The organism is Croceimicrobium hydrocarbonivorans (assembly GCF_014524565.1).
Classification (GTDB): domain Bacteria; phylum Bacteroidota; class Bacteroidia; order Flavobacteriales; family Schleiferiaceae; genus Croceimicrobium; species Croceimicrobium hydrocarbonivorans.
Genome location: NZ_CP060139.1, coordinates 3,655,189 through 3,679,190, shown reverse-complemented (window position 1 = coordinate 3,679,190; position 24,002 = coordinate 3,655,189). Strand labels below are relative to the sequence as shown.

Here is a 24,002-nt window from a genome sequence, read left to right as displayed (position 1 = left end):
TTACAGCCAAACATGCGGAAGGATGAAACCAAACATGCTGATGTTTGAAGCTAAACATCAGCATGTTTTTGACTTAAAATAAGGACCAAAAAAAACCTCCGGCCCCAAATGGAACCGGAGGTTAAAGCTATTTTCTACTGAAAATTCCTCGACTAGCTGCTAGCTGCTGAACTTTGTCGTTCGAACTTGAGGGTTTTAAGCATGTCCTGCAACTCTTTTTGCGGACGGTACAAAATTCGCGACTTCTTAATGCTAGCGGCAGTAACTTCCTCATCAGACTGGCGCCCTTCTGCACTAATGGAAATTGCAAAGGAGCCCAGTTTACCGAGCTGCACCACCCTTCCGTTTTGCAATTCATGGATAATGGCATTCACCATTCCAATTAAAACTGCGTACACATCATTCTGGCGCACCGTACTACCATCACTAATTAAGGCCGATAAACCATCCAGGTCTACCTTTTGACCACGCACCGCTAAGGCATAATGCAAGGGAGCGGCACTGAAATCCTGGGGATTCTTTCTCTGAATCACTTTAAATTGAACAGACATAATCAATCGTATTATAGGTTAAACATTTTAAGCTGATCTATTTGAGTACTCAACAGCTTACCCTAGGAAAACGCTCACTTAAGACCTTGAATTATAGTCGATTGAATTTAGTCATGCATTGAATAATTCCGGGCTAATTAGTGGTGATGGGAAGGGGTTGGATTCTTTTTATGACTTTAGGGTTTTCCTCACCGCCCGCTACGCTCGAGGCACAAAGGACGCAGAGGTGCACAGAGAAACTTTGCGATCCTTCCCGCCTACCGGCAGGCAGGTGCTTCTTCGCGTCTTTGCGGTTAATCTCACCACTCCATAATTTGAAAGACCAATCCTATTTCCTTGACTCCAATCAAATCTATCGTCTATGGTCTAGATACTATCGTCTCAAACAAACGACCAACGACTAAGGACCAGCTACCATTTCAATCAAATCTATCGTCTCAACAAAAAACCCGTCACCTACCCTCAATAATTGGTTGATCGCATAATAAAATTGCCCTTCCAAAGGCAGAATAAAACCTTGCCGGTCATTTTGAATTTGAGCTCTGGCTCAGCCTCCAAACCTTAGAAAATGACACGTTTTACCTTCCTCTTTCTTTGCCTTAGCGGCTTCGCTTTTGGACAACCATATCAATGGACAAAATTGGATACCGAAGCCTTTAGGGGCAAGCAAGATGATATCTACTTTATTGGTGATGAAGCCTGGTATATCAATGGCATCGGTCGCATCTTCCATTCTGCGGATAATGGGAAGAGCTGGGAGATGCAATTGGAAAAAACCGGAACCTTTTTCCGCTGCATCAACTTTATTGACAGCCTTAATGGCTTTGCTGGCACTATTGGCACCGACTATTTCCCGAATGTTCAAGACACTGTTCCTCTCTATAGAACCATTGATGGCGGTAAGAGCTGGCAGGCCGTAGAATACAGTGGGCCAACGGTTAAGGGTCTTTGTGCCATGGATCATTTCAAAGAAGCCTATATCAATCATGGTGAATTGAGTTATAAAACCCACATCTATGGCGTGGGTCGAGTGGGCAGTCCGGCCTTTATGATGGAATCGCATGATGCCGGGGCCACCTGGACCTCTCGCGACATGAGCCCCTACTGCTCCATGCTCTTCGACATCAAAATGCTGAGTGCCAAAGTGGGCTTTGCCTGTGCTGCCTCCAGTTACGATCTAAGACAATCCCATGCCGTGGTTTTAAAAACTGAAGATGGAGCTAAAACCTGGAAGGTCGTTTATGAATCAGAACGACCCTTTGAAACCACTTGGAAACTCGATTTTCCGAGCGACTCAATAGGCTACGCCACCATCCAATCCTATAACCCAGATACTACAGTAAGTATGCAACGTATTGTAAAAACCACTGACGGTGGTAATAGCTGGCAGGAAATGGATTTAGTAGATGATTATCGCTTGCGTGAATTTGGTATTGGCTTTATTGATGATCAGCATGGATTTGTGGGAACTACGCGCACTGGCTTCGAAACCCTGGATGGTGGTCATAGCTGGCATAAAATCGACCTTGGCTATGCCTGCAATAAAATCCGTATCGACCGTAGTGATGCCCAAAAACCTAAGGGCTATGCAATTGGGGTGAGTGTGCTTCGCTTGGGGGGAAAGTAGAATTTTTGGTTGCTTAACCGCCCGCTTCGCTATTGCCTCACCGCCCGCTGCGCTAGAGGCACAAAGGACGCGGAGGTGCACAGAGAAACTTTGCGATCCTTCCCGCCTACCTGCAGGCAGGTGCTTCTTCGCGTCTTTGCGGTTAATCTCACCACTCCATAATTTGAAAGACCAATCCTACTTCCTTGACTCCAATCAAATCTATCGTCTATAGTCTAGATACTATCGTCTCAAACAAACAACCAACGACTAACGACTAGCTACCTAATTCACCGTCCGCTCCTTCGTCGCTACCCGCCTACCGGCAGGCAGGGAGGCACAAAGGACGCAGAGGGTCACGGAGGTCCAAGTAGATGCTTTGCGAACCTCTGCTTCTTTGCTTCTCCGCGGTTATAACCCAACGACAAACCACCAGTTACCAACTACTACTTCCCCCCAAGCCACCTTTTCCCGCTTCTCCGTCCAAGAGTAAAGATGCATTATGAGAAAGTGGATTGTCCTATTAGCCTGTTTGTCCCTGAATAGTATTGCCTTGAGGGCTGCAGATACATTGCGGTTGAAATCGAAAATTGATAGGGTTACAGTATTCTTCTCCGGTGCGGAGGTCTTCTCCCAGGCTCAGCTGCAAGTAAATAAGGGAGAGCATTTTATTATTATCGAAAACCTACCGCCTAATGCCGATCCCCAGAGTATAAAGGTGAGCGGTTTGGATGGAGTGCTAATTCATTCGGTTAACCATCGAGTTGTGGAGCATTTACCTTGGAAAGACCCCGAAATACGTAGACTTAAAGAAGAGGAAAAAGCACTGATTCATCAAATTGGAGCTTTAAGTGAAAAGCAGGAAGTCTATCATATTGAAAAAAGAATAATCATTGAAAACAGTAAACTCAGCAATGGGGAAAGTAGTTTAACCGCTGCTCAAATTCGGGAAGCCGCCGATTTCTACCGTCAGCGATTAATGGAACTCAGTTTAAAACAAGTAGAACTTCAAAATCAGATTACTAGCCTGCATAATCAATGGGATAGTCTGAAATTGAAATACAATAAACGTTTTGTTGCCATTAAGAGCTCTCAATTAGAGATCACCATTAAATTAGAATGCTTGAGACCTTTGCGGGATAGTCTAAACTTTAGCTATTATACCGCTTTCGCGGGATGGACCCCACACTATGATGTTCGGGTGAATAGCCTCGATCAGCCCATAAGTCTAATTTACAAGGCCAATATTTATCAGTCCAGCGGCGTAGATTGGAGCCATGTGAAGTTGAAACTTTCTACTGAAAACCCACAACTGAGCCGCATTGCTCCGAAGATTGCCACTTGGATATTACCTAATAAGGAACAGACTTCACGTTATCAAAAGCCACAACAAGCTTCACGTCTGCTGGGAAAGGTCTTAAGTCCAGAAGGGGCGCCGGTTCCCTATGCACCCATCGAAATCTATCAGGGTTCATTCGATAATCTTATTTATCAGACTCTTAGTGATGCCAAAGGAGAATACAGCCTTAAACCCCTAACAACAGGGAATTACTTTGTGAAGGTAAATCACTTTGCCTACCAAGAGTTTAGGCAATCCCTCCGTATTTCCGGACCAGAAGTTAAATTCGATATCAAGCTGGAAAAAACTCAGATACTGGTTGATGGAGGAAACCATTCCACCAAGAGCACCAAAGTAGTAACGGCCGAGGATATTCAAAACATGGCGGTGCGCGATATTACTACGGTAGGCGGATCTTATCAGCGAATTGTGCAAGTTCCCATTATGGCGACTGGTACGAGTAATGATATTAGCAACCTACAATATGAGATTCGAAAACAGCAAAGCATTCCCAGTGATGGCAAGGATTACAGCTTTGATATGCAAGAAGCCAAAGTACCCACTCACTATGTTTATCAGATCGTTCCAAAGCTAGATCCCCGAGCCTACCTCATTGCCGAAATCAGTGATTGGGAGCAATTGCAATTACTGCCAGGCCCGGCACGCATGTATTTATATGGAAGTTATGTAGGTATAACTGAGGTAGATCCCAGCACAATTAAGGATACCTTACGTCTTAGCTTGGGTCAAGATAAAGGCTTGAACGTTGAGCGGAAGGTAGATGAGCTGGTAGAAGCAGAAGGTTTCTTTGGTGATGATATTGGGAAGCAAATGGCCTGGGACATTGAAATCCGTAATCTAAAAAATGAAATGGTGAGCCTATTAGTCTACGACCAAGTTCCTCTTAGCGGTAGAGATTACATCCGTGTTAAAGCCTTAGACCTTGGTGGCGCCAAACTAAATAGCAAAACAGGGGAGCTCGTGTGGAAGATCGACCTTGATGCTAAAGAAACACGTACGCTTAAGTTTTCCTATCAGGTGAGGTACCCAAGAACGGTGACTATTGATTGATTCTAAGAGAGGGTTTATCGATTGATTCACTGCCCACTTCGCTATTGCTTCACCGCCCGCTCCTCCGTCGCTACCCGCCTACCGGCAGGCAGGGAGGCACAAAGAGCGCAGAGGTACACAGAGAGATTTAAGAGTGACTTTGCGAACCTTCCCGCCTACCGGCAGGCAGGTGCCCCTTTGTTTCTTTGCGGTTTGATTCACCGCCCGCTTCGCTATTGCTTTACCGCCCGCTTCGCTAGAGAAACAGAGAGCGCAGAGTTACGCAGAGGAACTTCGCGAACCTTTGCTTCTTTGCTTCTTTGCGGTTAATCCGACTACACTATAACTTGAAAGGCAAATCAAACTTCCTTGGCTTCAATCATGACCGCGCCTGAAAAAAGTTGACACCTATTCTCTTTAAAACCAAGAGAAAAATGGGACAAAAAGAAAGCTTAAGACGTCAACGTGTATTTAGTGAGACCTTGCGCAAGGAAGTGGTCAAACAGATTGAATCGGGAGAACTTCGGGTATATCAAGCCTGTAGGATTTTCGAGATTAAATCACCGCAAACGGTTTATAACTGGTTAAACAAGTATTCTCGTACCTTGAAGACACAAACACGCATAGTAGTGGAAAACAATAGTGTTGACAAACGTCTGAAGGAATTAGAGGCGCGCACCAAAGAGTTGGAGGCTGCTTTAGGACGAAAGCAGTTAGAAGCCGATTTGTACCGCCATATCGTAGATCTGGCCTCAGAAGAATATAAGGTGGATCTAAAAAAAAGTTTTGGCGCCAGAGCATCCAAAGGCAAATAAAGCTGGAGACAAAGACTGAAGTGTCGATCAGGAGAAGTTGTCATTTGCTGGGCTTTAGCCGGCAGGCCTACTACAAGCCCCAAGCTCTAAGAAGGGAGCTTGTTGGGCTTGAAGACGGCCTGCGTAGCCTGATCCTGTCCGCGCGTGTGGCCTGCCCTGGCTTAGGTTGTAGACCCATCTATTATGCTCATGCGGATCAGCTTTCCATTGGACGGGATAAGTTCGAGGCATTGGCTGCTGAACTGGGCTTACAGGTTAAAAGGAATACTAGGTATATCCGAACCACCAAAAGCGACCAACGTAAGTTTGACAACCTTCTCATTGATAAACAAGTACGATCCATCAATGAAGTTTGGCAAGCCGATATGACCTATTATCTGAAAGGATCAAAATGGTATTATTTGATGTTCATTACGGATGTTTATTCTCAAAGGATCCTAGGCTATGGGGCTTATAGCAGAGCTAGCGCAGTCCACTTCAAAGAGGTTTTAAAGCAGGCCATTGCCACTCGAAAGAAAGACGGCTACACCAACTTAAGCGGTCTTATTCATCATAGTGATGGAGGCCGACAGTATGAAGAGCGTAGCTATCGTGAGTATTGCAAAGGCAAAGGCCTAAAGCAAAGTATGTGTTACTATTCATGGGAAAACCCCTATGCAGAGAAAACCAATGATTTGATTAAAAACCGATACCTCAATTACTGGAAGCCTACTAACCTTCATGAGCTCAGACTATGCCTCAAACAAGCAGTGGAACACCATAACAAGTTCCAGCAAAAGCGAGTATTGAATAATAGCACTCCAATAGACTTTGAATGGAAAATCAAATCCATGGAATCCAGTCCAAGTAATTACACTTTAAACCTTAAGCCCAGTAAGCCTAGAACTAAAAACAAAAAGTATAAATTAGTAGAAATATCTGAGTAGGTAGTGACAACCATTTTCAGGCGGCATCATCAAATCTACCATCTATCGTCTATCTACTATCGTCTCAAACGAACTACCAACGACAAACTCCCTACTCCCTCCCCATTCAGCTAATTCTCCGAAAACTTCTTATATCGATAAAAAGTCACTGTTTGACTGTCGCTAAAGGTTTGTTTTTGAACCAGTCCATCAATATCAAAGTGAAAATCAGAAAACTTAAGTAATTCACCAGATCTATACCTGGTTTCAATCCTACTTATTTCTCTTCTATCGTTGTAATAATAATGTTCCAGTTTATCATAGGGACTTTCAGGGTACTCACAATCGCCACCAAAAACATGCAAACGACGGGCATAATGTATAGTTAGTACGTACTTGTTTAAACTATCATCAACCGAAGCTTCCCAATACCCTGCTTCTAAAAAGTAATCTTTTAAACTCCCCTGATAAGTAAAACCATTCGCCAATTCGATGTCCCTCTTGTCCATAGGATTGGGATTATCGCAGATTATAAAAATAGTTGAATCACTAGGATAAGTAAATTGAAAGGTAACTGACTCCCGCTCTAAGAATATCGTATCGGTATTTTCCTTATCCCTAAAATAATAGCTGTCGATTAGCACTCTCTCCTGACTAAGTCGACTAAGGCTATCATATTGAAAATAAACTACCCTTTTTTCTTGTCTTGCCTTTTTCCAATTCCGTGTAAGTTGGTCAGTTCTTTTCCTTAACCTTCCTATTGAATCATAAGTATAAAATGTGAAATCACGCTCCAACCTGGCATCGGACCAACCCAATTTCTGCTTTAAGGAAAAGCAATATGAAAGATTTATTTGATAGTCGTTTTGAACACTCTCTAGTAAACCACTCTTTGTAAAGCGGTACCTATAAAAAAGATATCCACTATCCATTAAGTTATTTGTATTGGTATCTACTACCTCAATCCACTCTTCTATCTCACACACTTGATTTTCAACCAGATTCTGTTGAGAGGGCATAAAGCTATAGTGCCAAGGAAAGATTTTATCATAGGATGCAGGGTATATAAATTGGGCCTCTACTAATAAAGGGCTCAGAAATACTAATACTTGAAGAAATGGCCTTGTGCTTATATTGACTTGCATTATGAATAATCAATTTTCCTTGTACTACTAAAAACGATTTCGAAATCAGTACTATTCTTCCTTAATTGGACTGGCTACCTCCCATTCAAATCGTTCTACACTATCATTGCGGTTAATGCGATACAGCTCCTTATAATCCTGACCAGATACGACATAGGAACGAATTAGTCCCGTCTCATAATCCCATTCTGGATTTTTAATCCTATTAAAACCTTCAATCTTCTTAAGGCTTGGACCATCCTTTTCTATCAAATAGAGATTATAGGTCCAATTACTGCGAACATCTGAAATACATTGTATTAAGAGGTCAGGAATATGATCACTATTGAAATCTTTAAACTGCACCTTTTCAAAATCAGAATGAATGAGATCGCTATAAATCACTTGAAATGTAGAATTCACCTGATGAACCAATTCAAGCCGCTGATTCGGAATGTCTTCACTCACAAAACTAGAATCGATTTGAATCAATCGTACATCATAGTCGGATACACCCAGGACCGACTCCAAACTAAAAATCAGGGTATCACTGTTCTTTTCCTCTTTTATTAGGGGCTCTGAAACCTTTTGTGCCACTTCCTTAGTTTCCTCAGAACCTTGTAAAGGGCTACTTTCCCAATAATATAGGATCAATGCCAGTAGTACCAACAGCACGCTAAGAAATATTCTAATCCCCTTATCCTCCATCTAAAGCTTATAAAAACGATTGTCTTCTATCGAATAGCTGAATAGATAAACATCTCTGGAGGCGATATTTATCCATTTTGGAAATACCTCCACTCTTAATGCCTCATAATAAGGTTTAGCTAGACCTTCAGGTTTCAAAGTCATCTCTTGAAGAAGCCGGCCTTCCTTATAAACCTTTATCCCCTCAGCTTGACTGATAAAAATTAAAGCCTGAGCTTCAAATGGTAATAGATAGTGAAGCTTCCCAATTTCTTCATTGGAAATGCGAGCGTATAAGGCATCTTCCTTGAAGTAAATCCTTAAAGCTCCAATTTGCTCCAGATTATAAGCATTGGTTTGAGGCATTGACTCTACAGGCAACAAGTTTTGATTAAAGAGCTGCAAAGCCAAACTAGGTTTTAATTTTAGTTCATCATAGCAGAAAGATGACCATTGCTCAGAACTGAAATACAGAACAATGGATTGCAAATAGCTCAAACTTATTTTTTGCTTTAATCCATTGAGATAGCAGTAATAGCCTTTGGGATAGCGGTACATCTCTACCCCTTTGGTGGAGTCCATCCATTGGGCGGTCATTATTTCGAAATGCAATTGGCCTCGCTGCAAGTGACCTTTATGTTTTAAGCTATCGATATACGAATCCAGGCTTGCCGCCATGGCCTTGTATAATGCTCTATCCAAGGGATTATCATAACGGTAAATAATTTCCAGCTTTAGATTGGGACTGTCGTAGCTATACGAATCCAATTCGGGCGTCGCTGAGAGTTTCAGCCCTAGCAGGATTAGGATGAAAAGAATGGTTTTTTTCAAGATGCAGGAAGCTTGGAACGAAGATAGATTATTAAGAGAAAAGGAGGGCTTTAATAGTTGTTTCACCGCCCGCTCCTTCGTCGCTAGAGACACAAAGGACGCGGAGTTACACAGAGGGACCTACTGGCAAGCAGAGAGATGCGTTGCGATCCTTTGCCTCTTTGCTTCTTTGCGGTTTAATTCACAGCCTGCTTCGCTATTTCCTCACCGCCCGCTTTGCTAGAGGCGCAAAGGTCGCAGAGGGTCACAGAGGAACTTCGCGAAACTTTCTGCATACCGGCAGATGAATACGGTTAAACCCACTTCACCCTAATTTGAAAGACCAATCAAACTTCCATGTCTTCAATCAAATCTACCGTCTATAGTCTATCTACTATCGTCTCATACCAACTACTATCTACCAACTACCTTAAGACCCCCAGCCCATATCTCACTCCCAGCCCCACATGCCAAAAGCGGGCTTCCCATCGGGCATTATCCAATGCTACCTGAGCAATGCCTTGATAGCATAAACTTTCTATTTGCCAACGATCGGTAATTTGATAAGCAAGCCCAAAGCGCGGACCGAAATCCAAATCCTTGATGGGTACATCATCATAACGAATATCAGACTGAACCAGAGTTCCATTTTCCGTGAATTCGCTCCTCAAGCGGGCACTACTTCCTAATAACCAGGAGGTTTGCCAACCGACTTGAATTTGCCAATCCTCCCAGGAATAGGCAATATATACCGGCATGGAGTAGTATAAAAACTGTCGATTGTAGGTATTATAGATCTCCCCCATCACTTGATTATTCTGATCTCGAAGCGGTATCCCCACTTTCTCTTTCGCATAAAGCTGCTGAAACTGCACATCACAACCCGTTGTCCAATGCTCGGATAATTCATATTGGTAAAATGCTCCAAAAGCAGCATAGGGAGCTAAAAGCAAAGTGTAGGTTTCCAATTCCGTATTCCAATCGGTTTCCATCTGGTTGACCCCTCCTATTATCTGCAAGCCTACTCGATGTTGTGCCACACTATGCATGGAAAGAAAAAGGAATAAAAAGAGAATAGCAGTATTTCGGTTTGCTAACATGGGGAAGCTTTTTAGGTTCTTTCAAGGCTTTAAACGCAAAGCCTGAATTAGGGGTATTTGCTGAGGTGGATATTTCTTTTTTAAAGATGCTTGGGGGAGCTGTAGGGTTGGAAAAGGGGGTGATTTCTTTGTTTCTTCAACGGTTGCTTCACCGATTACTTCACCGATTGCTTCACCGCCCGCTCCTTCGTCGCTAGAGGCACAAAGAGCGCGGAGTTACACAGAGGTCTAAGGAGATGCTTTGCGAACCTTTGCTTCTTCGCGTCTTTGCGGTTAGAATCACCGCCCGCTACGCTACCCGCCTACCGGCAGGCAGGGAGGAACAGAGGACGCAGAGGTACACTGAGAAGCTTTGCGAACCTTAGCCACTTTGCTTCTTTGCGGTTAGATACACCGCCCGCTTCGCTACCCGCCTACCGGCAGGCAGGTGCCCCTTCGCGTCTTTGCGGTTAAACCCACGGCACCAAAATTTGAAAGACAAATCCCATTTCCTTGTCTTCAATCAAATCTACCGTCTATGGTCTATATACTATCGTCTCAAACAAACGACAAACGACTACCTACCAACTACCTACTACTCCAATCCCCAAATTCCCCATCTTTGCCCCTCCCCAATGAAAGCAAGTAGCAAACTCTCCATAGCCGTTTTACCCCTGGTGAACCGATCCAGTGATCCGGAGGATGAATACATCAGCGATGGGATGACGGAGGAGCTAATCCTCTCCCTTAGTAAAATTCCGGGCTTAAAGGTGAGTGCCCTAACCTCTTCCTTTAGCTTTAAGGAAAAGGCCCTCGATATTAGAGATATTGGTGCGCAATTGGGGGTAGATAACCTATTGGAAGGCAGCATCCGCAAATCCGGGAATCAGCTGCGCGTCAGTTTGCAATTGATCAATGTAGAGGATGGCTTTTGCCTTTGGGCCGATCGCTTTAAGCGGGATATATCCGACATCTTCGTCCTGCAAGATGAAATCAGCCTGGTGGTGGCCGATCGAATTCGTGAGAATTTTGGGCACCTTGAATTTTCGGATAACTTGGTAAATAAGAGCACCAGCAGCATTTCGGCCTATGAGCATTACCTAAAAGGCCGACATAAGATGCGAGAGTGGACCGCCGAAAATCTGGAAACCGCCATTGCCCATCAAAAGCAAGCCATCGCCGAAGATCCCAGCTTTGCTAAGGCCTATTTCGAAATTGCCTGGTCCTATATTATGCTTATCGCCTGGGGATATATTGATCCCGAGGAAACGATAGAACTGGTACATTCCTATGCCCGACGAGGTAAAAGCCTGGTGCAGGAATCCGCAGAATACTATTACCTAATGGCCACCGAAGCCTTTTGGCTCCATTGGGATTTCAAGAAATCGCGGGCCTTCTTACTTCAGGCATTAGCCTTAGATCCGGATAACAGCACTATGCTCGAAAGCATGGCCGAGCTCTGTCTGCCTTCCGGTCATTTTGAGGAAGGCTTGCAATACATCAACCAAAGTCTGGAGATAGATCCTCTTTCCCCAAATCACTGGTTTACCAAGGCCCATCTCCTCAATTTTAAAGGAGAACAGGAAGAGGCCCTGAAGCTCTATGACTATTGCCTCGAGCTCAATCCTAAATTCAGTTTGGCTTGGGGACATAAAATTCAAATCTTACTTCAATTGCAGCGCAAGGCAGAAATGGCAAGCTGCTTAGTGCATTGCGCTGCCCCGGAAAAAGTGGAGGAGCTCTATCTGCGTATGCATGGCTCCCCCACCGAAAAGGAAAAGCTAAGTCTGCCTGCCAGCGATGCCGAAAGCAGCCTCTTTCCCTGGAACCTTTACCTCTGGGCGCATTCTGATCATTTGGAAGAAGCCACCGCTTATCTCCAGAAAATGATCCATCAGAAAGCTGGCACCTGCATCAATTATCGCTTTGATCCCCTGCTAAAGCCCCTAAGAGAATATCCTTCCGCGCAAGCGCTATTCGAATTGGAGAGTTGGGATAGTATCCAAAACCGAAAGGTCCAGACTCATGCAGAGGAAAAACCGGATTTTCAATTCTTAAAACAACTTGAGGAATTAATTCAAGCGGAGGAGCTCTACCTCAACCCTAAGCTGAGCTTGCGAGAATTGGCCGAAATCCTGAATTGCAGCCCTAACTATCTATCTTGGCAAATCAATAAGGGTTTGGGGCAAAACTTTAATGAATATGTCAATGGCTTCCGCCTGAAGCGTTTCCAGCATATTGCCCTCCTGCCGGAAAACAAATCCCTTACCCTGCTAGCTTTGGCCTTCGACAGTGGTTTCAATACCAAATCCGTCTTTAACGAGTACTTTAAAAAGCAAACCGGATTAAGTCCGCGTGCCTGGTTAAAAGCCCGGCAACTTCCTTAATCTCCTACTTCTTCCTGAATTTCATTTTCGGACGATTGGCGCCTACATCCCCCGCACCTTTGCCCTCGAATTCAAAATAACTAAAACATGAAAATGAAATTCACCCTTATGATCGCCCTTGCCATGGGTACTCTTAGCAGCTTTGCTCAAATCAGTATGCCTAAAAATGAAATCAGCCTGTACAGCAGTGCCGGTGGAGGCATTTGGAACAATCCGGCTCGTAATTCGGCCGACTACTTTAGTAATAGTCGCATGTGGTCTTTAGCCTATCGTCGTCAAAGTGATAATCTGGCATATTGGGGCGCATCCATGGATTACAGCGGTGGTCGCTTAGCTCCCGAAAACAACAATGGAGCAGAACTGGCCTTTATGCAATTTAAGTTCAATGCAGAATACGGATTTAATCTCCTTCAAACGGAGCATTGGGCCTTATCCAGCGGATTGCGATACCAGGCCTTAGGTCGTTTGGTTTCCGATCAAGCGAATTTTGATGAAGGCATGCCCTACCAGCATTTCAGTCGCCAGGGTATTGATTTAAGTCTCGGATCTCGCTATCAAAACAATAGCTGGACCCTTAAGGCCGATGCCAGCTTGCCCTTGCTATCTTGGGTAGACCTCAGCGCACCCTCTGAAAATGCCGAGCTGAATTCCGATTTATTGAACAATGTATTCGGTGCCAATCAATTTATGGGCTGGCATAAATACTTCGCCTTCGACCTTCGTTTTGAAGCGCAGTATGCCTTTAATAGCTGGTTCGCTCTCAGTGCTTTATATCAGGGAGATCTACAGGTAATGTCTAAATCCAATCAACTACAATTTAGCGACTCCCACCTGGGAATCGGTGCCAACTTTAGGTTTTAGTTGGATTGTTCCGGCCACGCTTCTCGAAATATATTCGGGAGGCGGGCCGGATTTTCGCTTTTGCAATAGTTTGCAATCCTTATTTTTGATCCACTCCAAACCAAACTATGCCCCGCAAATCACTATTGGTCTTGCCTCTGGCGAATTTCTCCTCTGATCCGGAAAATGAATATTTCAGTGATGGATTAACGGAGGAATTGATCAATGTGCTTAGTCGGATAGAAGGTTTAGGAATCATTGCCCGTACTTCGGCTTTTAGCCTGAAGGGGCAAGAGCTCAGTTTGGAGACCATCGGCGAAAAGCTCAAGGTGAGCCATTTGCTGGAAGGCAGTGTGCAAAAGGCTGGCAGTCGGGTTCGGGTACGACTCAAATTAGTGGCCATTGAAGATGGCTTTACCCTTTGGGCCGAATCCTATGATCGGGAAATGGCCGACATCTTCGACCTGCAAGATGATATCGCCGCTGAGGTACTGCAGGCTCTGGAAATCTACTTCCGCCAAAACTTTAGTAGCAGTCATTATACCGATAATATTAGCGCCTATGAGGCTTTCCTCAAAGGTCATTATTTCTTTAAGAAGGACTACGAGGGCACGGTTAAAGCCCTGGAATTTTTTAGGGAGGCCACCCGCCTCGATCGCAATTATGCAGAGGCTTATGCCTATACCGGTGAATGTCTAATTCACCATGCGGCATACGGTTTAATCGGCACCAGCGAAGCGCATGAAGAAGCCCGCAAATTGGCGCAATTGGCTTTGGCCATCAATCCCTATGAAGCGCAAGCCTATAAGCTCCTTACCTATATTTCCCTCTTCTACGATTGGGATTGGGAGGCGGCCCGCGATTCTTATCATAAAGCGCTGCACTTTGGACTTAGCGCCTATAATGAGTTTATCAGCTATTACCATATTTTCCTTAATGGCGATTATCAAGAGGCAATTAGTATAGCCAAGAAAGCCCTCGAAAGTGATCCATTGCATGCAGAGGCCCATTGGCAATTAGGTCTCTGCTATGTATTTGCTCGGAATTTTAAAGATGGGATTCGCGCCTTTAATAAGGCCCTGGAACTGGATGCCCGCTTTACCGAGGCCCTGCGTTGGAAGGCCACTGCCTTGGGTTTCTCGGGTAAGATAAAGGAAGCTCAAGAATACATGGATCGGGCTTTGGAGCTGAGTGCCGAAGATCCCTATCAGAATTTCAACAGCCTGCTCTTGCGTTTGCAAATGGGTGAAATTGATAAAGTAAGAGAAGCCTTAAACAGTCGACACTTTATTGATTCGGCCGATCCCGCCCAAGTATATGCCCAAATGGGCGAAAAGGAGGCCTGCTTCTCGTATTTGGAAAAAGCTTGGCAAGAAAGATCGGTAATGATGGTAAGCCTCAAGCATTACTGGATTTGGGAAAAGGTTCAGGAGGATCCCCGCTTCGAGGATTTCCTGGCCCGCATGAAATTTCCAGAAAAAGGCTGGGAAGATATCCCCAGGCTTAGTGCCGAAGTAGCTGAGCCGGATGAAGAAGTAAAAGCGGTATTAAGTGAACTGGAAAGCTTAATGACCGAAGAGGAGGCCTATCTCGACCCCGGCCTGAATCTGCGAAACCTGGCTGAAAAACTAGATCTCCATCCCAATAAACTGAGCTGGTTGATTAATGAGCATTGCGCGATGAATTTCAACGAATACATCAACCAATATCGATTGGAAAGCTTTAAAGAAAAAGCCCTCGATCCGCAGAATCGCAATCTTACCCTCCTGGCCCTGGCCTACGACAGTGGCTTTAATTCAAAATCCGTTTTTAACGAATTCTTCAAGCGCAGTACCGGTCTCAGCCCACGCGCCTGGCTAAAAAGCCGCCCTAATTCCTGATTTACAGATTTGTCCTGAATCATAATTCAAGACGATTGGCCTTGGCCGGACTTTCACCTTTGCCCCCGGAAATCAAAATGGTTTTCCCGCTAAAACGCAAAGATGAAAAGTTCAACTCTCCTATTCAGCTTATCACTGCTTAGCCTAAAACTTGGGGCTTCGGAAAGTCCAGGATTTAAGCAGCCGGAGCTAAGCCTTCGCTTTGATAACAATTGTGCTCTAAGTCCTACAGGGGCTCAAAGCATAAGCCTCCTTATTCAACCTCAATTCTATCAACTCTAAAACGTAAAAATGAAAAAGTCAATCCTTCTAATGGCTTATATGATCCTGTTCGGATTTCAAGCCCAAAGCCAAAACCTCAGCCAGGTATTGCGCGGAACCGTTATCGATCAGGAAAGTCAAATGCCCCTGCCCGGTGCCAATGTGGTTATTTTAGGGACCGATCCCATTTTAGGAACCTCCACCGATTTTGATGGTAAATTCAAATTTGAAGCGGTTCCCTTAGGTCGTTTGCAAATTGAAGTAAGCTTTATTGGTTACCAAAGTCGGGTTCTGAATAATATCGAAGTGAATTCGGCCCGAGAGATGGTCCTGAAAATTGAATTGCAAGAATCCCTTTCCACCTTAGAGGAAGTAACAGTTAAGGCTACAACAAAGAATGGCCGGGCCCAAAACGACATGATTCAGGTGAGTGGTCGCTCCATTTCCATGGAAGAGCTTAATCGTTTTACCGCCAGCTTTAATGATCCGGCTTTGGTAACCGCCAATTATGCTGGAGTCTCAAATTCAGGGAGTGGTGGTAACGAAATCATCATCCGCGGAAACGCCCCTAAATACATGCAGTGGCAGTTAGACGGACTGCCGATTAGCAATCCCAATCACTTTGCCGACCAAGGTGCGGTGGGTGGTTCTACCAGCGCTCTCAATAGTAATTTGCTGGCAACTTCCGATTTCTCTACCGGTGCCTTTGCACCCGAATATGGCAATGCCTTGAGCGGGGTTTACGATTTGCAAATTCGCGAAGGGAACAATGAAAAGCTGGAAGCCATTTTCGGTATTGGCTTAATCGGCACCGACCTCACCCTCGAAGGTCCCCTGGCCAAAGGTTACGATGGATCCTTCCTGGTAAATTACCGCTATTCTACCGCTACCCTACTCAATGACCTGGGTGCCATTGATGTTAATGGCGATATGTTCTTTCAGGATGCAGCCTTTAAAGTAGTATTGCCTACCAAAAAAGCGGGCCGTTTCTCCATCTTTGGATTAGGAGGCTACAGTGGATTTGCTTTAAAGAATGCGACTCCAGCCGACTGGGAAACGCCCGGTGATGATGTAATGAGCGGCAATGTGTACGAAGATTACGATAAGCAAAGTTTCCTCTTTAATAGTGGAATTAACCACAGCATCAAGATTGATGATAAGAGTTTCTTAAAATCCAGCATCGGCTTTAGCCTCGATGGTTTGGAAGATGATATTTGGCAAAAGGCCGACTCCAATGGCGTGGGGATTCCCAGCTTCGACTCTGATATGCAAAACCGTACTTATACCGCCGCTACCAGCTATCAGCGTAAGCATAATAACCGTTTAAGCTACCGCATTGGCAGTCGTTACACCCTTTTTGATCTCGATTACCAGCAGGCCATGATGATGCCCGGCGACAGCAGTTTGAAAAACACCATTGGTATTCAAGAACAAGTGGGTGCCCTGCGGAACTACCTTTCTATGAAATACCGCTTAAGCGATGAGATTAGCTTGGTAGCAGGGCTGCATCACCATCATATCCTCTACAACAACAAGTATAGCGTAGAGCCTCGTTTCTCTGCTTCTTACCAACATCATCCCAAAGGAACCCTGCGTTTCGGTTATGGAATGCACTCTAGCATGGAGCGATTAAATCATTATTTCGCCAAGGTAAAACAGGCGGATGGCAGCTATGCCCAAAGCAATACTGATCTCGACCTATTAAAAGCCCACCACTTTGTTTTAGGCTATGATTGGGCCTTTAGTTCCAATCTAAAATTGAGCACCGAAGTGTATTATCAGCACCTCTACCAATTACCAGTGGCCAATGATGCGAATAGCTATTACAGCACCATTAATGAAGACTTCAATATTCAATATGTGGACTTGGTGAATAAAGGTACCGGGCGTAATTACGGACTGGAAATGACCCTTCAGCGCTTCCTCGCTAACAATTACTATTTCTTAATCAATGCCTCGGTATTCGATTCGAAATACACCACCTTAGACGGCCGCGAGAGAAATACCCGCTTTAATGGCAATTACATTGTTAACTTCCTGGCCGGAAAAGAATGGACAGGCTTGGGCTCTAAAAACAATCAATCTTTAGGAATCAATTTCAAAGCCTTTATTGGCGGAGGTAAAAAGGTGATTCCACTATTGCGCGACGAGAATGGCAATTTAGCGGTGAATCCAGCTCAGGGTCAGTACTGGGATTACGATAAGGCCTATGAAACCGATTTGGAAGACATCTATACCCTTACCATCTCTGCCAGCTACAAATGGCAATTGAAGCGCACCAGCCATGAGCTGTTCTTAAACCTCGAAAACTTGAGCAATAACAAAGGAAAATTGAGCGAATACTACGATGCCAATCAAGCGGGTAAAGTTGGCTATACCACTCAGTTTGGACTATTACCTAACTTAATGTACCGCATTTACTTCTAATATGCAGAGTAGAGGACATTATGCAAGATGGGCCGGAATTAGTTTTCTGGCCCTCTTCATCTTCGGCTTTTATGGGATGGGCTATGTGCCCAACACCCTCTTCGATTATGGCAATGCCGAGCACAGTTATCAGCAAATTGCGGCTAAAGGCCTGCTGCACCGCCAAGGCATTATCGCTACCGTTTTTATGAATATCGCCAGTATCTTTCTGGCGCTTTTCAGCTATTTATGGCTAGGGCAATTTTCGAAGAGCCTAGCCCTAAGCACCGCCATTCTATTAAGTTGTGGAGCCTTTATTTCTTTGGGCAATGAACTCAACAGCTATGCCCTCAACTATTGGTCACAACAAAGCTTTAGCCCTCAGGTCGCTGGCCAAATAAGCTTCTACCTAAATCAATACCGCTTTGGAGTATATCTGGCCACCGTATTCTGGGGCCTTTGGTTAATTCCTCCGGGGATAGCTTTGATCCTTAAAAGAGGATTGGCCCGCATTATTGGTTTGCTTTTAGTGCTTTCGGCCTTGGGATATTTAATTGACAGCCTCGCCTACCTGGCTCAGGATAAATTACTTTTGGTGGCAGATTATACTTTCCTTGGCGAACTAAGTTTTACCCTGTACATGCTCTTCCAAAAGAAGGCCCGCTATTAAATGAATACCACTGCTCCCAGTCCTGAGAAAAAGCCTTTTAGTCGCTATCAAAGCTTATTAGTCCTTAGCCTCGGTTTCTTACTCTTTGGCATGGCCCTCGATTTTATGTTGATGCCGGCCTTAAGTGCTATGGTTTTGGAAAGCATGGCACTTAGCACCGAAGCTTTCGCCTTAATTCTCAGTCTTAATTCGCTGGCAGCCGGTATTTCCGCCTTTGCACTCTCCCTTTTTGCCGATCGTATTGAAAGGAAAAAACTGCTCCTTATTACCTATGCCTTATTCTGTGTGGGTTTGATTGGTTCTGCTTTAGCCCCAGATTATTACACCTTAATTGCAGCCCGTTTGGCCACCGGTATTTCGGGGGGAATGATTGCCTCCCTCTGCTTTACCCTCATCAGCGAGCATTTTGAGGAAAAGCAAAAAGGCCGTGCCATGGGCCTCATTCAAATTCCCTTTGGGATTGGTCAATTAGCCGGCTTACCCTTGGCTTTGTATTTAGCGGCCGAGTTTCAATGGCAATATGCTTATGCCGCCCTGGCTCTGGTAGCTATTCTGGCCTTTTTCCTGGCTTTAAGCCTGATACGTCGCAGTGAGGTAACGCAATCTCCAGATAGCCATTTCTGGCAAAATTGGTTGGCTGTCTTCAAAACTAAAAGACAACAATACTGCCTCGCCAACAATTTCTTGCTCATCACAGCAGATGTAGCTTTCATGAGTTTCTCCTCTGCCTACTTCATCTTTAATCAAGGATTGGAAGAAGCGGATTTAGCCTTGGTTTTTGGCTTAGCCGGAGTGGCTAGTTTAGCCTTTGGGCCCCTATTTGGCTTTTGGGCCGATCGCTTTGGGCAGGGCAAGATTTTCAGCCTTAGTACCCTCTTAGGAGCCCTGGTGCTCATCCCCTTAAGTTTGCTTTCGGATCTAGGCCTTAACTCGATCTTGATCCTCAACTCCTTGCTATTTTGCTCGGTGGCTGGTCGTACCGTAAGTGCCGGGGCTTTAAGCCTGATGGTACCTCGACCCGAAAATCGTGCTTCTTTTCTAAGTATAGATTCGGCCTTGCAAAGAGTGGCCGCTGGCTTTGGGGCGGCTTTAGCCGGATGGATATTGGTACAAAGCGAGGATAATCGCATGCTGAATTATCCCCAATTAATGCTGCTGATCCTGATTATTTACGGCCTCAGCACCTGGCTCTTCTTTATCATCCAGCGCCGCCTGAAATCCGAAATCTAAATCAGGTTCGGTCTATCGACCAAAGTTCGGAATCTCAATAAGTATGGAATCATAATACAGGACGACCCGCGCCTCCTGCAATGAGACCTTTGCCCCAGATTAATTAAAACATAAACTGAAAATGGAACCCACTCCATCTAAAAAGCTGGCTCCCATTATTGTAGCGGGGGCCAGTGGATACCTCGGACAGCATATACTTCATGAACTAAAAGATCGGGGCATCCCTTTTAAAGCCCTGGTTCGCAATCCTGAAAAGCTCAAGATTAAGCTTAAGGCCGAACAAATCATCAAGGCGGAAGCCACCCAGGCAGAAAGCCTAAAAGGTGTTATGGATGGTGCCAGTATGATCATTAGCAGCTTGGGAATTACCCGTCAAAAGGATGGGCTGAGCTATTGGGATGTAGACTATCAAGCCAATGTGAACCTCTTGAAAGAAGCGGAAGCGGCCGGTTTGCAAAAGTTCGTTTATGTCTCCGTTTTTAATGCCCATCAACTTAAAGGCATTCAGATTATTGAGGCTAAGGAAGCTTTTGTGAAAGAACTCCAGCAATCTTCCATTTCATCTCAGGTAATTCGACCTACTGGCTATTTCTCTGATATGGCAGATTTTCTGCAAATGGCCGCCAAGGGTAAGGTTTACCTCTTTGGGGATGGACATTGTAAGCTCAATCCTATCCATGGTGCCGATTTAGCGGAATTTATTGTGAACTCCCTTTCCTCTAAAGCGGAGGAATTAAATGTGGGAGGACCAGATTTACTGAGTCAGAATGAAATTGCCGCCCTGGCCCTGGATGCCTATTACAAGGAATTGAAAATTGTGCATCTCCCCGATGGCTTAAGGAAGCTGATCATTGCCAGCTTAAAACTCTTTACCTCAGCCAAATTCTACGGGCCTTATGAGTTTTTCTTATCCGCCATGGCCCTGCACCACGCTGCGCCGCGCTTTGGTCATCGCCGCTTGTATCAATTCTTTCAAGAAGAAGTAAACGAAGCTCGTAAGGAAAGCGATGCAGATCATTAAAGCCCATAAATACGGTGGACCGGAAGTACTGCTTCGCGAGGAAAAAGCCCGACCGCAAGCCCGAGGCAAGCAGCTATGTATCCAAATTATGGCAAGTAGTGTAAATCAAAGTGACCTGCATTTAAGGCGGGGTCAGAACTTGCTTTGCCGCTTCAAAAATGGAATCATTAAGCCTCGACGCATGGCGGTACCAGGTTTGGAGTTCGCCGGAAAAGTGCATTCGGTTGGCCCTCAGGTAACAGCATTTAAGGCCGGCGATCGAGTGATGGCTTACAGCGGTGCCGGTTTTGGTGGCTATGCTCAGTTCCAATGTCTGAATGAAAACGAGGTGATTGTGAAAATGCCCGAAAATCTCAATTATCTGGAAGCGGCCTGTTTGCCTTATGGTGCTTTAGCCGCCTGGCACTTAATTGAAGACCTAAGCCTCAAGGATCAAAAAGTTTTGATTTGTGGAGCGGCCGGATCGGTTGGAAACTATGCCTTGCAATTATGCCAGAATGCGGGTGCTGAAATCACCGTGGTAAGTCGGCGCAACAATCATGCTTGGTTGAAAAAATTGGGGGCTCAAAAATGCCTCGACTATCGCGAAGAAAACTTTTGGGAAAGTCCACAAAGCTATGATCTCATTATCGATGCTTGGGGGCAGATTAAGGCTAAGGATGCCCAAAGAGTGCTACATCCCGAAGGGCAATTTCGAACTGTATCTAAAATGAAAAGCCGCGCCAGTCAAGCTAAGCTGCAAAAGCTAGCTGACTTAATAGCCGCGGGCAAAATCCAGGTTTTCCTCGATTCCGTCTTTCCTTGGGAAGAAGTGCAAAAGGCCCATCGCAAAGCGGAAAGCGGTGAAAAGGCAGGACATATCGCCTTAAAAATCAGTCCCAACTGGAACCCTAAACCTCATTACAACTGATGAAAAATAGAATTTACAAAGTACTAGGCTTGCTATTGGTATTAAATAGTAGCCCTAGCCTGGCTCAGGAAACCGAATCCTATCGACGCATCCAACTAAGCGCCGGATTAAGTTCCATGAAGATCAAGGATGCGGATTTCTCCCCCTTGCTCTATGAAGGGAACAGCTTGAATACAGCGATCTCCGGATTTTGGGAATCCCGCAAAGGCAATCGCTTTCGCTTGGATATAGCTTATAATACCGGAGGTCTAAGTCCCGGCGAATTTGAATTTTTGGAAAGTCCCTGGTTACAGCTTCAAGCTAAGCTCTCCTATCAATGGTCTGTGCTTAGTGATGAGAACTGGAACCTTAGCTTGGGTCCGCGCTATGCTTTGGATGTACAAGTATTGCAATGGGAAGATGACTATGAATTAAGCTCAGCCTTAAGCTTCTTCCAGGAGCAGAATTTAGCGCTCTTCTCAAGCTTTGTATATCGCAAAGCGGCATGGCGCCTCGAAGCCGATTTGGCTTTTAGCCTGATCTCCTCTTATAAAAGACCTCCTTTTAATGCCTTCGGTTCTGAGGATGCTGAAAGCCTAAAACAATTGCTCTTTTCGAATTCCAAATGGGCTTCGGGGCTGGATAATCAAAAATTGGAAGGCGAATCGGCCATTTACTATGCCCTGCACCGCAGATTGGAATTGGGCTTAAAGCATCAATGGCAAGCCATTCACCTTACTAAGAATCCCGAATTCGCCCTTTTTAGTCAGTCCTTATTAATCGCCCTAAACTACACCTTCTAATGTTTCGAATACTAAGCCTGTTTAGCCTCCTCCTTTTGGCCTTGGCCTGCCAATCCGATTTAGCGGAAGCCGATAGCGATGCCCTCAGCATCTATGATTCCTTCCATCAAGATTTGAAAAGCCATTATGCTGGCTTTGCAAATGAGCATCAGGCCGACTCCCTCTACTATAGCCTGCGCAAGAACTTAAAAGCAAATAGCTCCGATGCCGAATTGTGGCAAGCCCTCTGTTCCTATGCAGATGCTTTGAACGATGAACATATAAAGCTTTACCGCGATGCGGAGGAGGAAATATTCATCTCGGGTGACGAGGGCTTTATTGCCAGTCAGCAAGCCTTCAGCCTTGAGCTAATTGCTGCTGATTATTTAGATAATGCGGGCCTTTCGGGGGATATGTTGCTCTATGGAGAACTGAGCCCCAAAATCGCCTATCTCTACGTGGCGGCCTTATTGGAAGAGGATGAACGGTATTTAATCAATGCCTTGGAGGCTTTGGATTTAGATGCGAAATCAGCCTTGGTTATTGACCTCAGACAATGTATTGGGGGGTATGATGGATTAGCAGCCATCTTCGCAGCGCATTTCAGTCGGCATCAGGACCTGGTATTCCGCAGCCGTGTAAAATCTGGTCCCGGAGCCCATCAATTTAGTACTGCAGAAGATTATAAGAGTCCGGCTCCCTCCTCTCCTCATTTTGCCAAACCTATTGTATTCCTAACGGATAGAGGAACGGTAAGTGAGGCGGAGATTCTCAGTCTGTACCTGCGTTCCTACGATCAGGTCCATCATATTGGAAATAGTACGGCCGGTGCCTTATCGATGGTGAGTCCGGCCCGCTTTCTGGCCAATGGCTGGCGCTATGAGTACAGCATTCAAAAAATCCTCCAACCCGATGGCAGCAGCTTTGAGAAGCTGGGCATCAAGCCGGAAATAAATATCAAAAATAATCCTTCAAATATCCAGTCTGGCAAAGACCTTGTATTGGAGGGGGCCATTCAATTTTTAACTGAAAACTATAACATCAACTAAAATCACAAATCATGAGAAAAACCCTCATTCTTTTCGGACTGCTCTTCATCAGTCAAAGTGCTTTAAAAGCCCAGCAAAACAGTGAAAGTCGCAATTGGACCTCCTTTGGCGGCGTCCAAGTAGCCAATAGCAGCCCCATGCAACAGCTTGCGCTTTGGGTCGGTGGCCAGGGAGCGGTGCAGTATAAAGACTATTTCGCCTTAGGTGGATTTGGGATGGGCGCCGTAAACTCCATGTCGGTAAGCGGTTTAGCCTATGGCCTCGACCAAGAACTGAACTTAAACATGGGCTATGGTGGTCTCTTTATTGAGAGCGTTCAAAACAAGGAGCATCTCTATATCCCCGGATTGCGTTTACCCTTCGCGGTGGGTGGAGTGAGCCTTAAAGATGCCTTGGATAACAAGGTGGCCAAAAGCACCATTTATGTCTTTAGTCCCCGCTTGAACTGGGATTTCAATATCAGTCCCCATGCTCAGATTGGCTTCTACGGTGGCTATCAATTGATTTGGGCCGAGAATGATCGGGACTTTAAACAAGAGGACCTCTCTTCCTGGGAATACGGTATCAATCTAAAGCTTGGATTCTTTTAAAGCTAGGCTCCCTGCCTGGTCTGAGGATTGG

The 24,002-nt window shown here is 45.1% G+C and carries 21 protein-coding genes; 16 read left to right on the top strand and 5 right to left on the bottom strand.

From position 1 onward, the window contains the following. Positions 1 to 152 precede the first annotated feature (152 nt). A complete protein-coding gene (locus tag H4K34_RS16550) occupies positions 153 to 551 on the bottom strand; it encodes an HU family DNA-binding protein (RefSeq protein WP_210758498.1) in 399 nt (132 codons plus the stop codon). A 568-nt stretch (positions 552 to 1,119) separates the two neighbouring features. On the opposite strand from H4K34_RS16550, the gene H4K34_RS16545 reads away from it, so the two are divergent. The 4 genes from H4K34_RS16545 to H4K34_RS16530 all read left to right on the top strand — a co-directional run bounded on the left by H4K34_RS16545 (position 1,120) and on the right by H4K34_RS16530 (position 6,287). After that, a complete protein-coding gene (locus H4K34_RS16545; protein WP_210758497.1) occupies positions 1,120 to 2,178 on the top strand; it encodes a WD40/YVTN/BNR-like repeat-containing protein in 1,059 nt (352 codons plus the stop codon). 481 nt (positions 2,179 to 2,659) lie between these two features. After that, entirely contained in the window at positions 2,660 to 4,567 is a 1,908-nt protein-coding gene (locus H4K34_RS16540; RefSeq protein WP_210758496.1) for a mucoidy inhibitor MuiA family protein, read from the top strand. A gap of 413 nt (positions 4,568 to 4,980) precedes the next feature. Beyond that, positions 4,981 to 5,361, top strand: a complete 381-nt coding sequence (locus H4K34_RS16535; protein WP_210758048.1) for a transposase — start codon at positions 4,981 to 4,983, stop codon at positions 5,359 to 5,361. A gap of 20 nt (positions 5,362 to 5,381) precedes the next feature. Beyond that, positions 5,382 to 6,287 carry a DDE-type integrase/transposase/recombinase gene (locus H4K34_RS16530; protein WP_210758049.1) on the top strand — a complete coding sequence of 302 codons (906 nt, stop codon included), beginning with the start codon at positions 5,382 to 5,384 and terminating at the stop codon, positions 6,285 to 6,287. A 110-nt stretch (positions 6,288 to 6,397) separates the two neighbouring features. On the opposite strand, the gene H4K34_RS16525 is transcribed toward H4K34_RS16530, so the two are convergent. The 4 genes from H4K34_RS16525 to H4K34_RS16510 all read right to left on the bottom strand — a co-directional run bounded on the left by H4K34_RS16525 (position 6,398) and on the right by H4K34_RS16510 (position 9,987). Next, on the bottom strand, positions 6,398 to 7,411 hold the full coding sequence (locus H4K34_RS16525; protein ID WP_210758495.1) for a hypothetical protein: 1,014 nt from the start codon (positions 7,409 to 7,411) through the stop codon (positions 6,398 to 6,400). Positions 7,412 to 7,462: 51 nt separating this feature from the next. Further along, positions 7,463 to 8,065 carry an XAC2610-related protein gene (locus H4K34_RS16520; protein ID WP_210758494.1) on the bottom strand — a complete coding sequence of 201 codons (603 nt, stop codon included), beginning with the start codon at positions 8,063 to 8,065 and terminating at the stop codon, positions 7,463 to 7,465. Positions 8,066 to 8,098: 33 nt separating this feature from the next. Beyond that, on the bottom strand, positions 8,099 to 8,908 hold the full coding sequence (locus H4K34_RS16515) for a hypothetical protein (protein WP_210758493.1): 810 nt from the start codon (positions 8,906 to 8,908) through the stop codon (positions 8,099 to 8,101). A gap of 404 nt (positions 8,909 to 9,312) precedes the next feature. Continuing rightward, entirely contained in the window at positions 9,313 to 9,987 is a 675-nt protein-coding gene (locus tag H4K34_RS16510) for an outer membrane beta-barrel protein (protein ID WP_210758492.1), read from the bottom strand. 614 nt (positions 9,988 to 10,601) lie between these two features. Between H4K34_RS16510 and H4K34_RS16505 the strand changes: the two genes are divergently transcribed. From H4K34_RS16505 to H4K34_RS16450, 12 genes are all read left to right on the top strand, one after another. Beyond that, complete coding sequence (locus H4K34_RS16505) at positions 10,602 to 12,353, top strand: helix-turn-helix domain-containing protein (protein ID WP_210758491.1); 1,752 nt, start codon at positions 10,602 to 10,604, stop codon at positions 12,351 to 12,353. A 93-nt stretch (positions 12,354 to 12,446) separates the two neighbouring features. Continuing rightward, positions 12,447 to 13,214: a hypothetical protein gene (locus H4K34_RS16500; RefSeq protein WP_210758490.1), complete on the top strand. Its 768-nt coding sequence runs from the start codon at positions 12,447 to 12,449 to the stop codon at positions 13,212 to 13,214. 107 nt (positions 13,215 to 13,321) lie between these two features. Then, positions 13,322 to 15,073 carry a helix-turn-helix domain-containing protein gene (locus tag H4K34_RS16495; RefSeq protein WP_210758489.1) on the top strand — a complete coding sequence of 584 codons (1,752 nt, stop codon included), beginning with the start codon at positions 13,322 to 13,324 and terminating at the stop codon, positions 15,071 to 15,073. Positions 15,074 to 15,175: 102 nt separating this feature from the next. Then, positions 15,176 to 15,355, top strand: coding sequence for a hypothetical protein (locus H4K34_RS16490; RefSeq protein ID WP_210758488.1), 180 nt, complete (start codon positions 15,176 to 15,178; stop codon positions 15,353 to 15,355). Positions 15,356 to 15,364: 9 nt separating this feature from the next. Then, positions 15,365 to 17,761: a TonB-dependent receptor gene (locus H4K34_RS16485; protein ID WP_210758487.1), complete on the top strand. Its 2,397-nt coding sequence runs from the start codon at positions 15,365 to 15,367 to the stop codon at positions 17,759 to 17,761. Between the two features lies 1 nt (position 17,762). Continuing rightward, positions 17,763 to 18,410, top strand: a complete 648-nt coding sequence (locus H4K34_RS16480) for a DUF4386 domain-containing protein (protein ID WP_210758486.1) — start codon at positions 17,763 to 17,765, stop codon at positions 18,408 to 18,410. Then, a complete protein-coding gene (locus tag H4K34_RS16475) occupies positions 18,411 to 19,640 on the top strand; it encodes an MFS transporter (RefSeq protein ID WP_210758485.1) in 1,230 nt (409 codons plus the stop codon). A gap of 121 nt (positions 19,641 to 19,761) precedes the next feature. Then, positions 19,762 to 20,661, top strand: a complete 900-nt coding sequence (locus H4K34_RS16470; RefSeq protein WP_210758484.1) for an SDR family oxidoreductase — start codon at positions 19,762 to 19,764, stop codon at positions 20,659 to 20,661. Beyond that, positions 20,648 to 21,571, top strand: coding sequence for an NAD(P)-dependent alcohol dehydrogenase (locus H4K34_RS16465; RefSeq protein WP_210758483.1), 924 nt, complete (start codon positions 20,648 to 20,650; stop codon positions 21,569 to 21,571). The genes H4K34_RS16470 and H4K34_RS16465 overlap by 14 nt, the downstream gene beginning before the upstream one ends. Then, on the top strand, positions 21,571 to 22,353 hold the full coding sequence (locus H4K34_RS16460; RefSeq protein WP_210758482.1) for a hypothetical protein: 783 nt from the start codon (positions 21,571 to 21,573) through the stop codon (positions 22,351 to 22,353). The genes H4K34_RS16465 and H4K34_RS16460 overlap by 1 nt, the downstream gene beginning before the upstream one ends. After that, on the top strand, positions 22,353 to 23,381 hold the full coding sequence (locus tag H4K34_RS16455) for a S41 family peptidase (RefSeq protein WP_210758481.1): 1,029 nt from the start codon (positions 22,353 to 22,355) through the stop codon (positions 23,379 to 23,381). The genes H4K34_RS16460 and H4K34_RS16455 overlap by 1 nt, the downstream gene beginning before the upstream one ends. 11 nt (positions 23,382 to 23,392) lie before the next feature. Then, complete coding sequence (locus H4K34_RS16450) at positions 23,393 to 23,971, top strand: hypothetical protein (protein ID WP_210758480.1); 579 nt, start codon at positions 23,393 to 23,395, stop codon at positions 23,969 to 23,971. Positions 23,972 to 24,002 lie beyond the last annotated feature (31 nt).

Bases quoted from the DNA above. Each gene is read 5' to 3' on its own strand.
- H4K34_RS16470 (WP_210758484.1), top strand. From the start codon at position 19,762: ATGGAACCCACTCCATCTAAAAAGCTGGCTCCCATTATTGTAGCGGGG.
- H4K34_RS16450 (WP_210758480.1), top strand. From the start codon at position 23,393: ATGAGAAAAACCCTCATTCTTTTCGGACTGCTCTTCATCAGTCAAAGT.
- H4K34_RS16545 (WP_210758497.1), top strand. From the start codon at position 1,120: ATGACACGTTTTACCTTCCTCTTTCTTTGCCTTAGCGGCTTCGCTTTT.
- H4K34_RS16505 (WP_210758491.1), top strand. From the start codon at position 10,602: ATGAAAGCAAGTAGCAAACTCTCCATAGCCGTTTTACCCCTGGTGAAC.
- H4K34_RS16490 (WP_210758488.1), top strand. From the start codon at position 15,176: ATGAAAAGTTCAACTCTCCTATTCAGCTTATCACTGCTTAGCCTAAAA.
- H4K34_RS16500 (WP_210758490.1), top strand. From the start codon at position 12,447: ATGAAATTCACCCTTATGATCGCCCTTGCCATGGGTACTCTTAGCAGC.
- H4K34_RS16525 (WP_210758495.1), bottom strand. From the start codon at position 7,411: ATGCAAGTCAATATAAGCACAAGGCCATTTCTTCAAGTATTAGTATTT.
- H4K34_RS16535 (WP_210758048.1), top strand. From the start codon at position 4,981: ATGGGACAAAAAGAAAGCTTAAGACGTCAACGTGTATTTAGTGAGACC.
- H4K34_RS16495 (WP_210758489.1), top strand. From the start codon at position 13,322: ATGCCCCGCAAATCACTATTGGTCTTGCCTCTGGCGAATTTCTCCTCT.
- H4K34_RS16480 (WP_210758486.1), top strand. From the start codon at position 17,763: ATGCAGAGTAGAGGACATTATGCAAGATGGGCCGGAATTAGTTTTCTG.
- H4K34_RS16475 (WP_210758485.1), top strand. From the start codon at position 18,411: ATGAATACCACTGCTCCCAGTCCTGAGAAAAAGCCTTTTAGTCGCTAT.
- H4K34_RS16540 (WP_210758496.1), top strand. From the start codon at position 2,660: ATGAGAAAGTGGATTGTCCTATTAGCCTGTTTGTCCCTGAATAGTATT.
- H4K34_RS16465 (WP_210758483.1), top strand. From the start codon at position 20,648: ATGCAGATCATTAAAGCCCATAAATACGGTGGACCGGAAGTACTGCTT.
- H4K34_RS16485 (WP_210758487.1), top strand. From the start codon at position 15,365: ATGAAAAAGTCAATCCTTCTAATGGCTTATATGATCCTGTTCGGATTT.
- H4K34_RS16455 (WP_210758481.1), top strand. From the start codon at position 22,353: ATGTTTCGAATACTAAGCCTGTTTAGCCTCCTCCTTTTGGCCTTGGCC.
- H4K34_RS16510 (WP_210758492.1), bottom strand. From the start codon at position 9,987: ATGTTAGCAAACCGAAATACTGCTATTCTCTTTTTATTCCTTTTTCTT.
- H4K34_RS16460 (WP_210758482.1), top strand. From the start codon at position 21,571: ATGAAAAATAGAATTTACAAAGTACTAGGCTTGCTATTGGTATTAAAT.
- H4K34_RS16550 (WP_210758498.1), bottom strand. From the start codon at position 551: ATGTCTGTTCAATTTAAAGTGATTCAGAGAAAGAATCCCCAGGATTTC.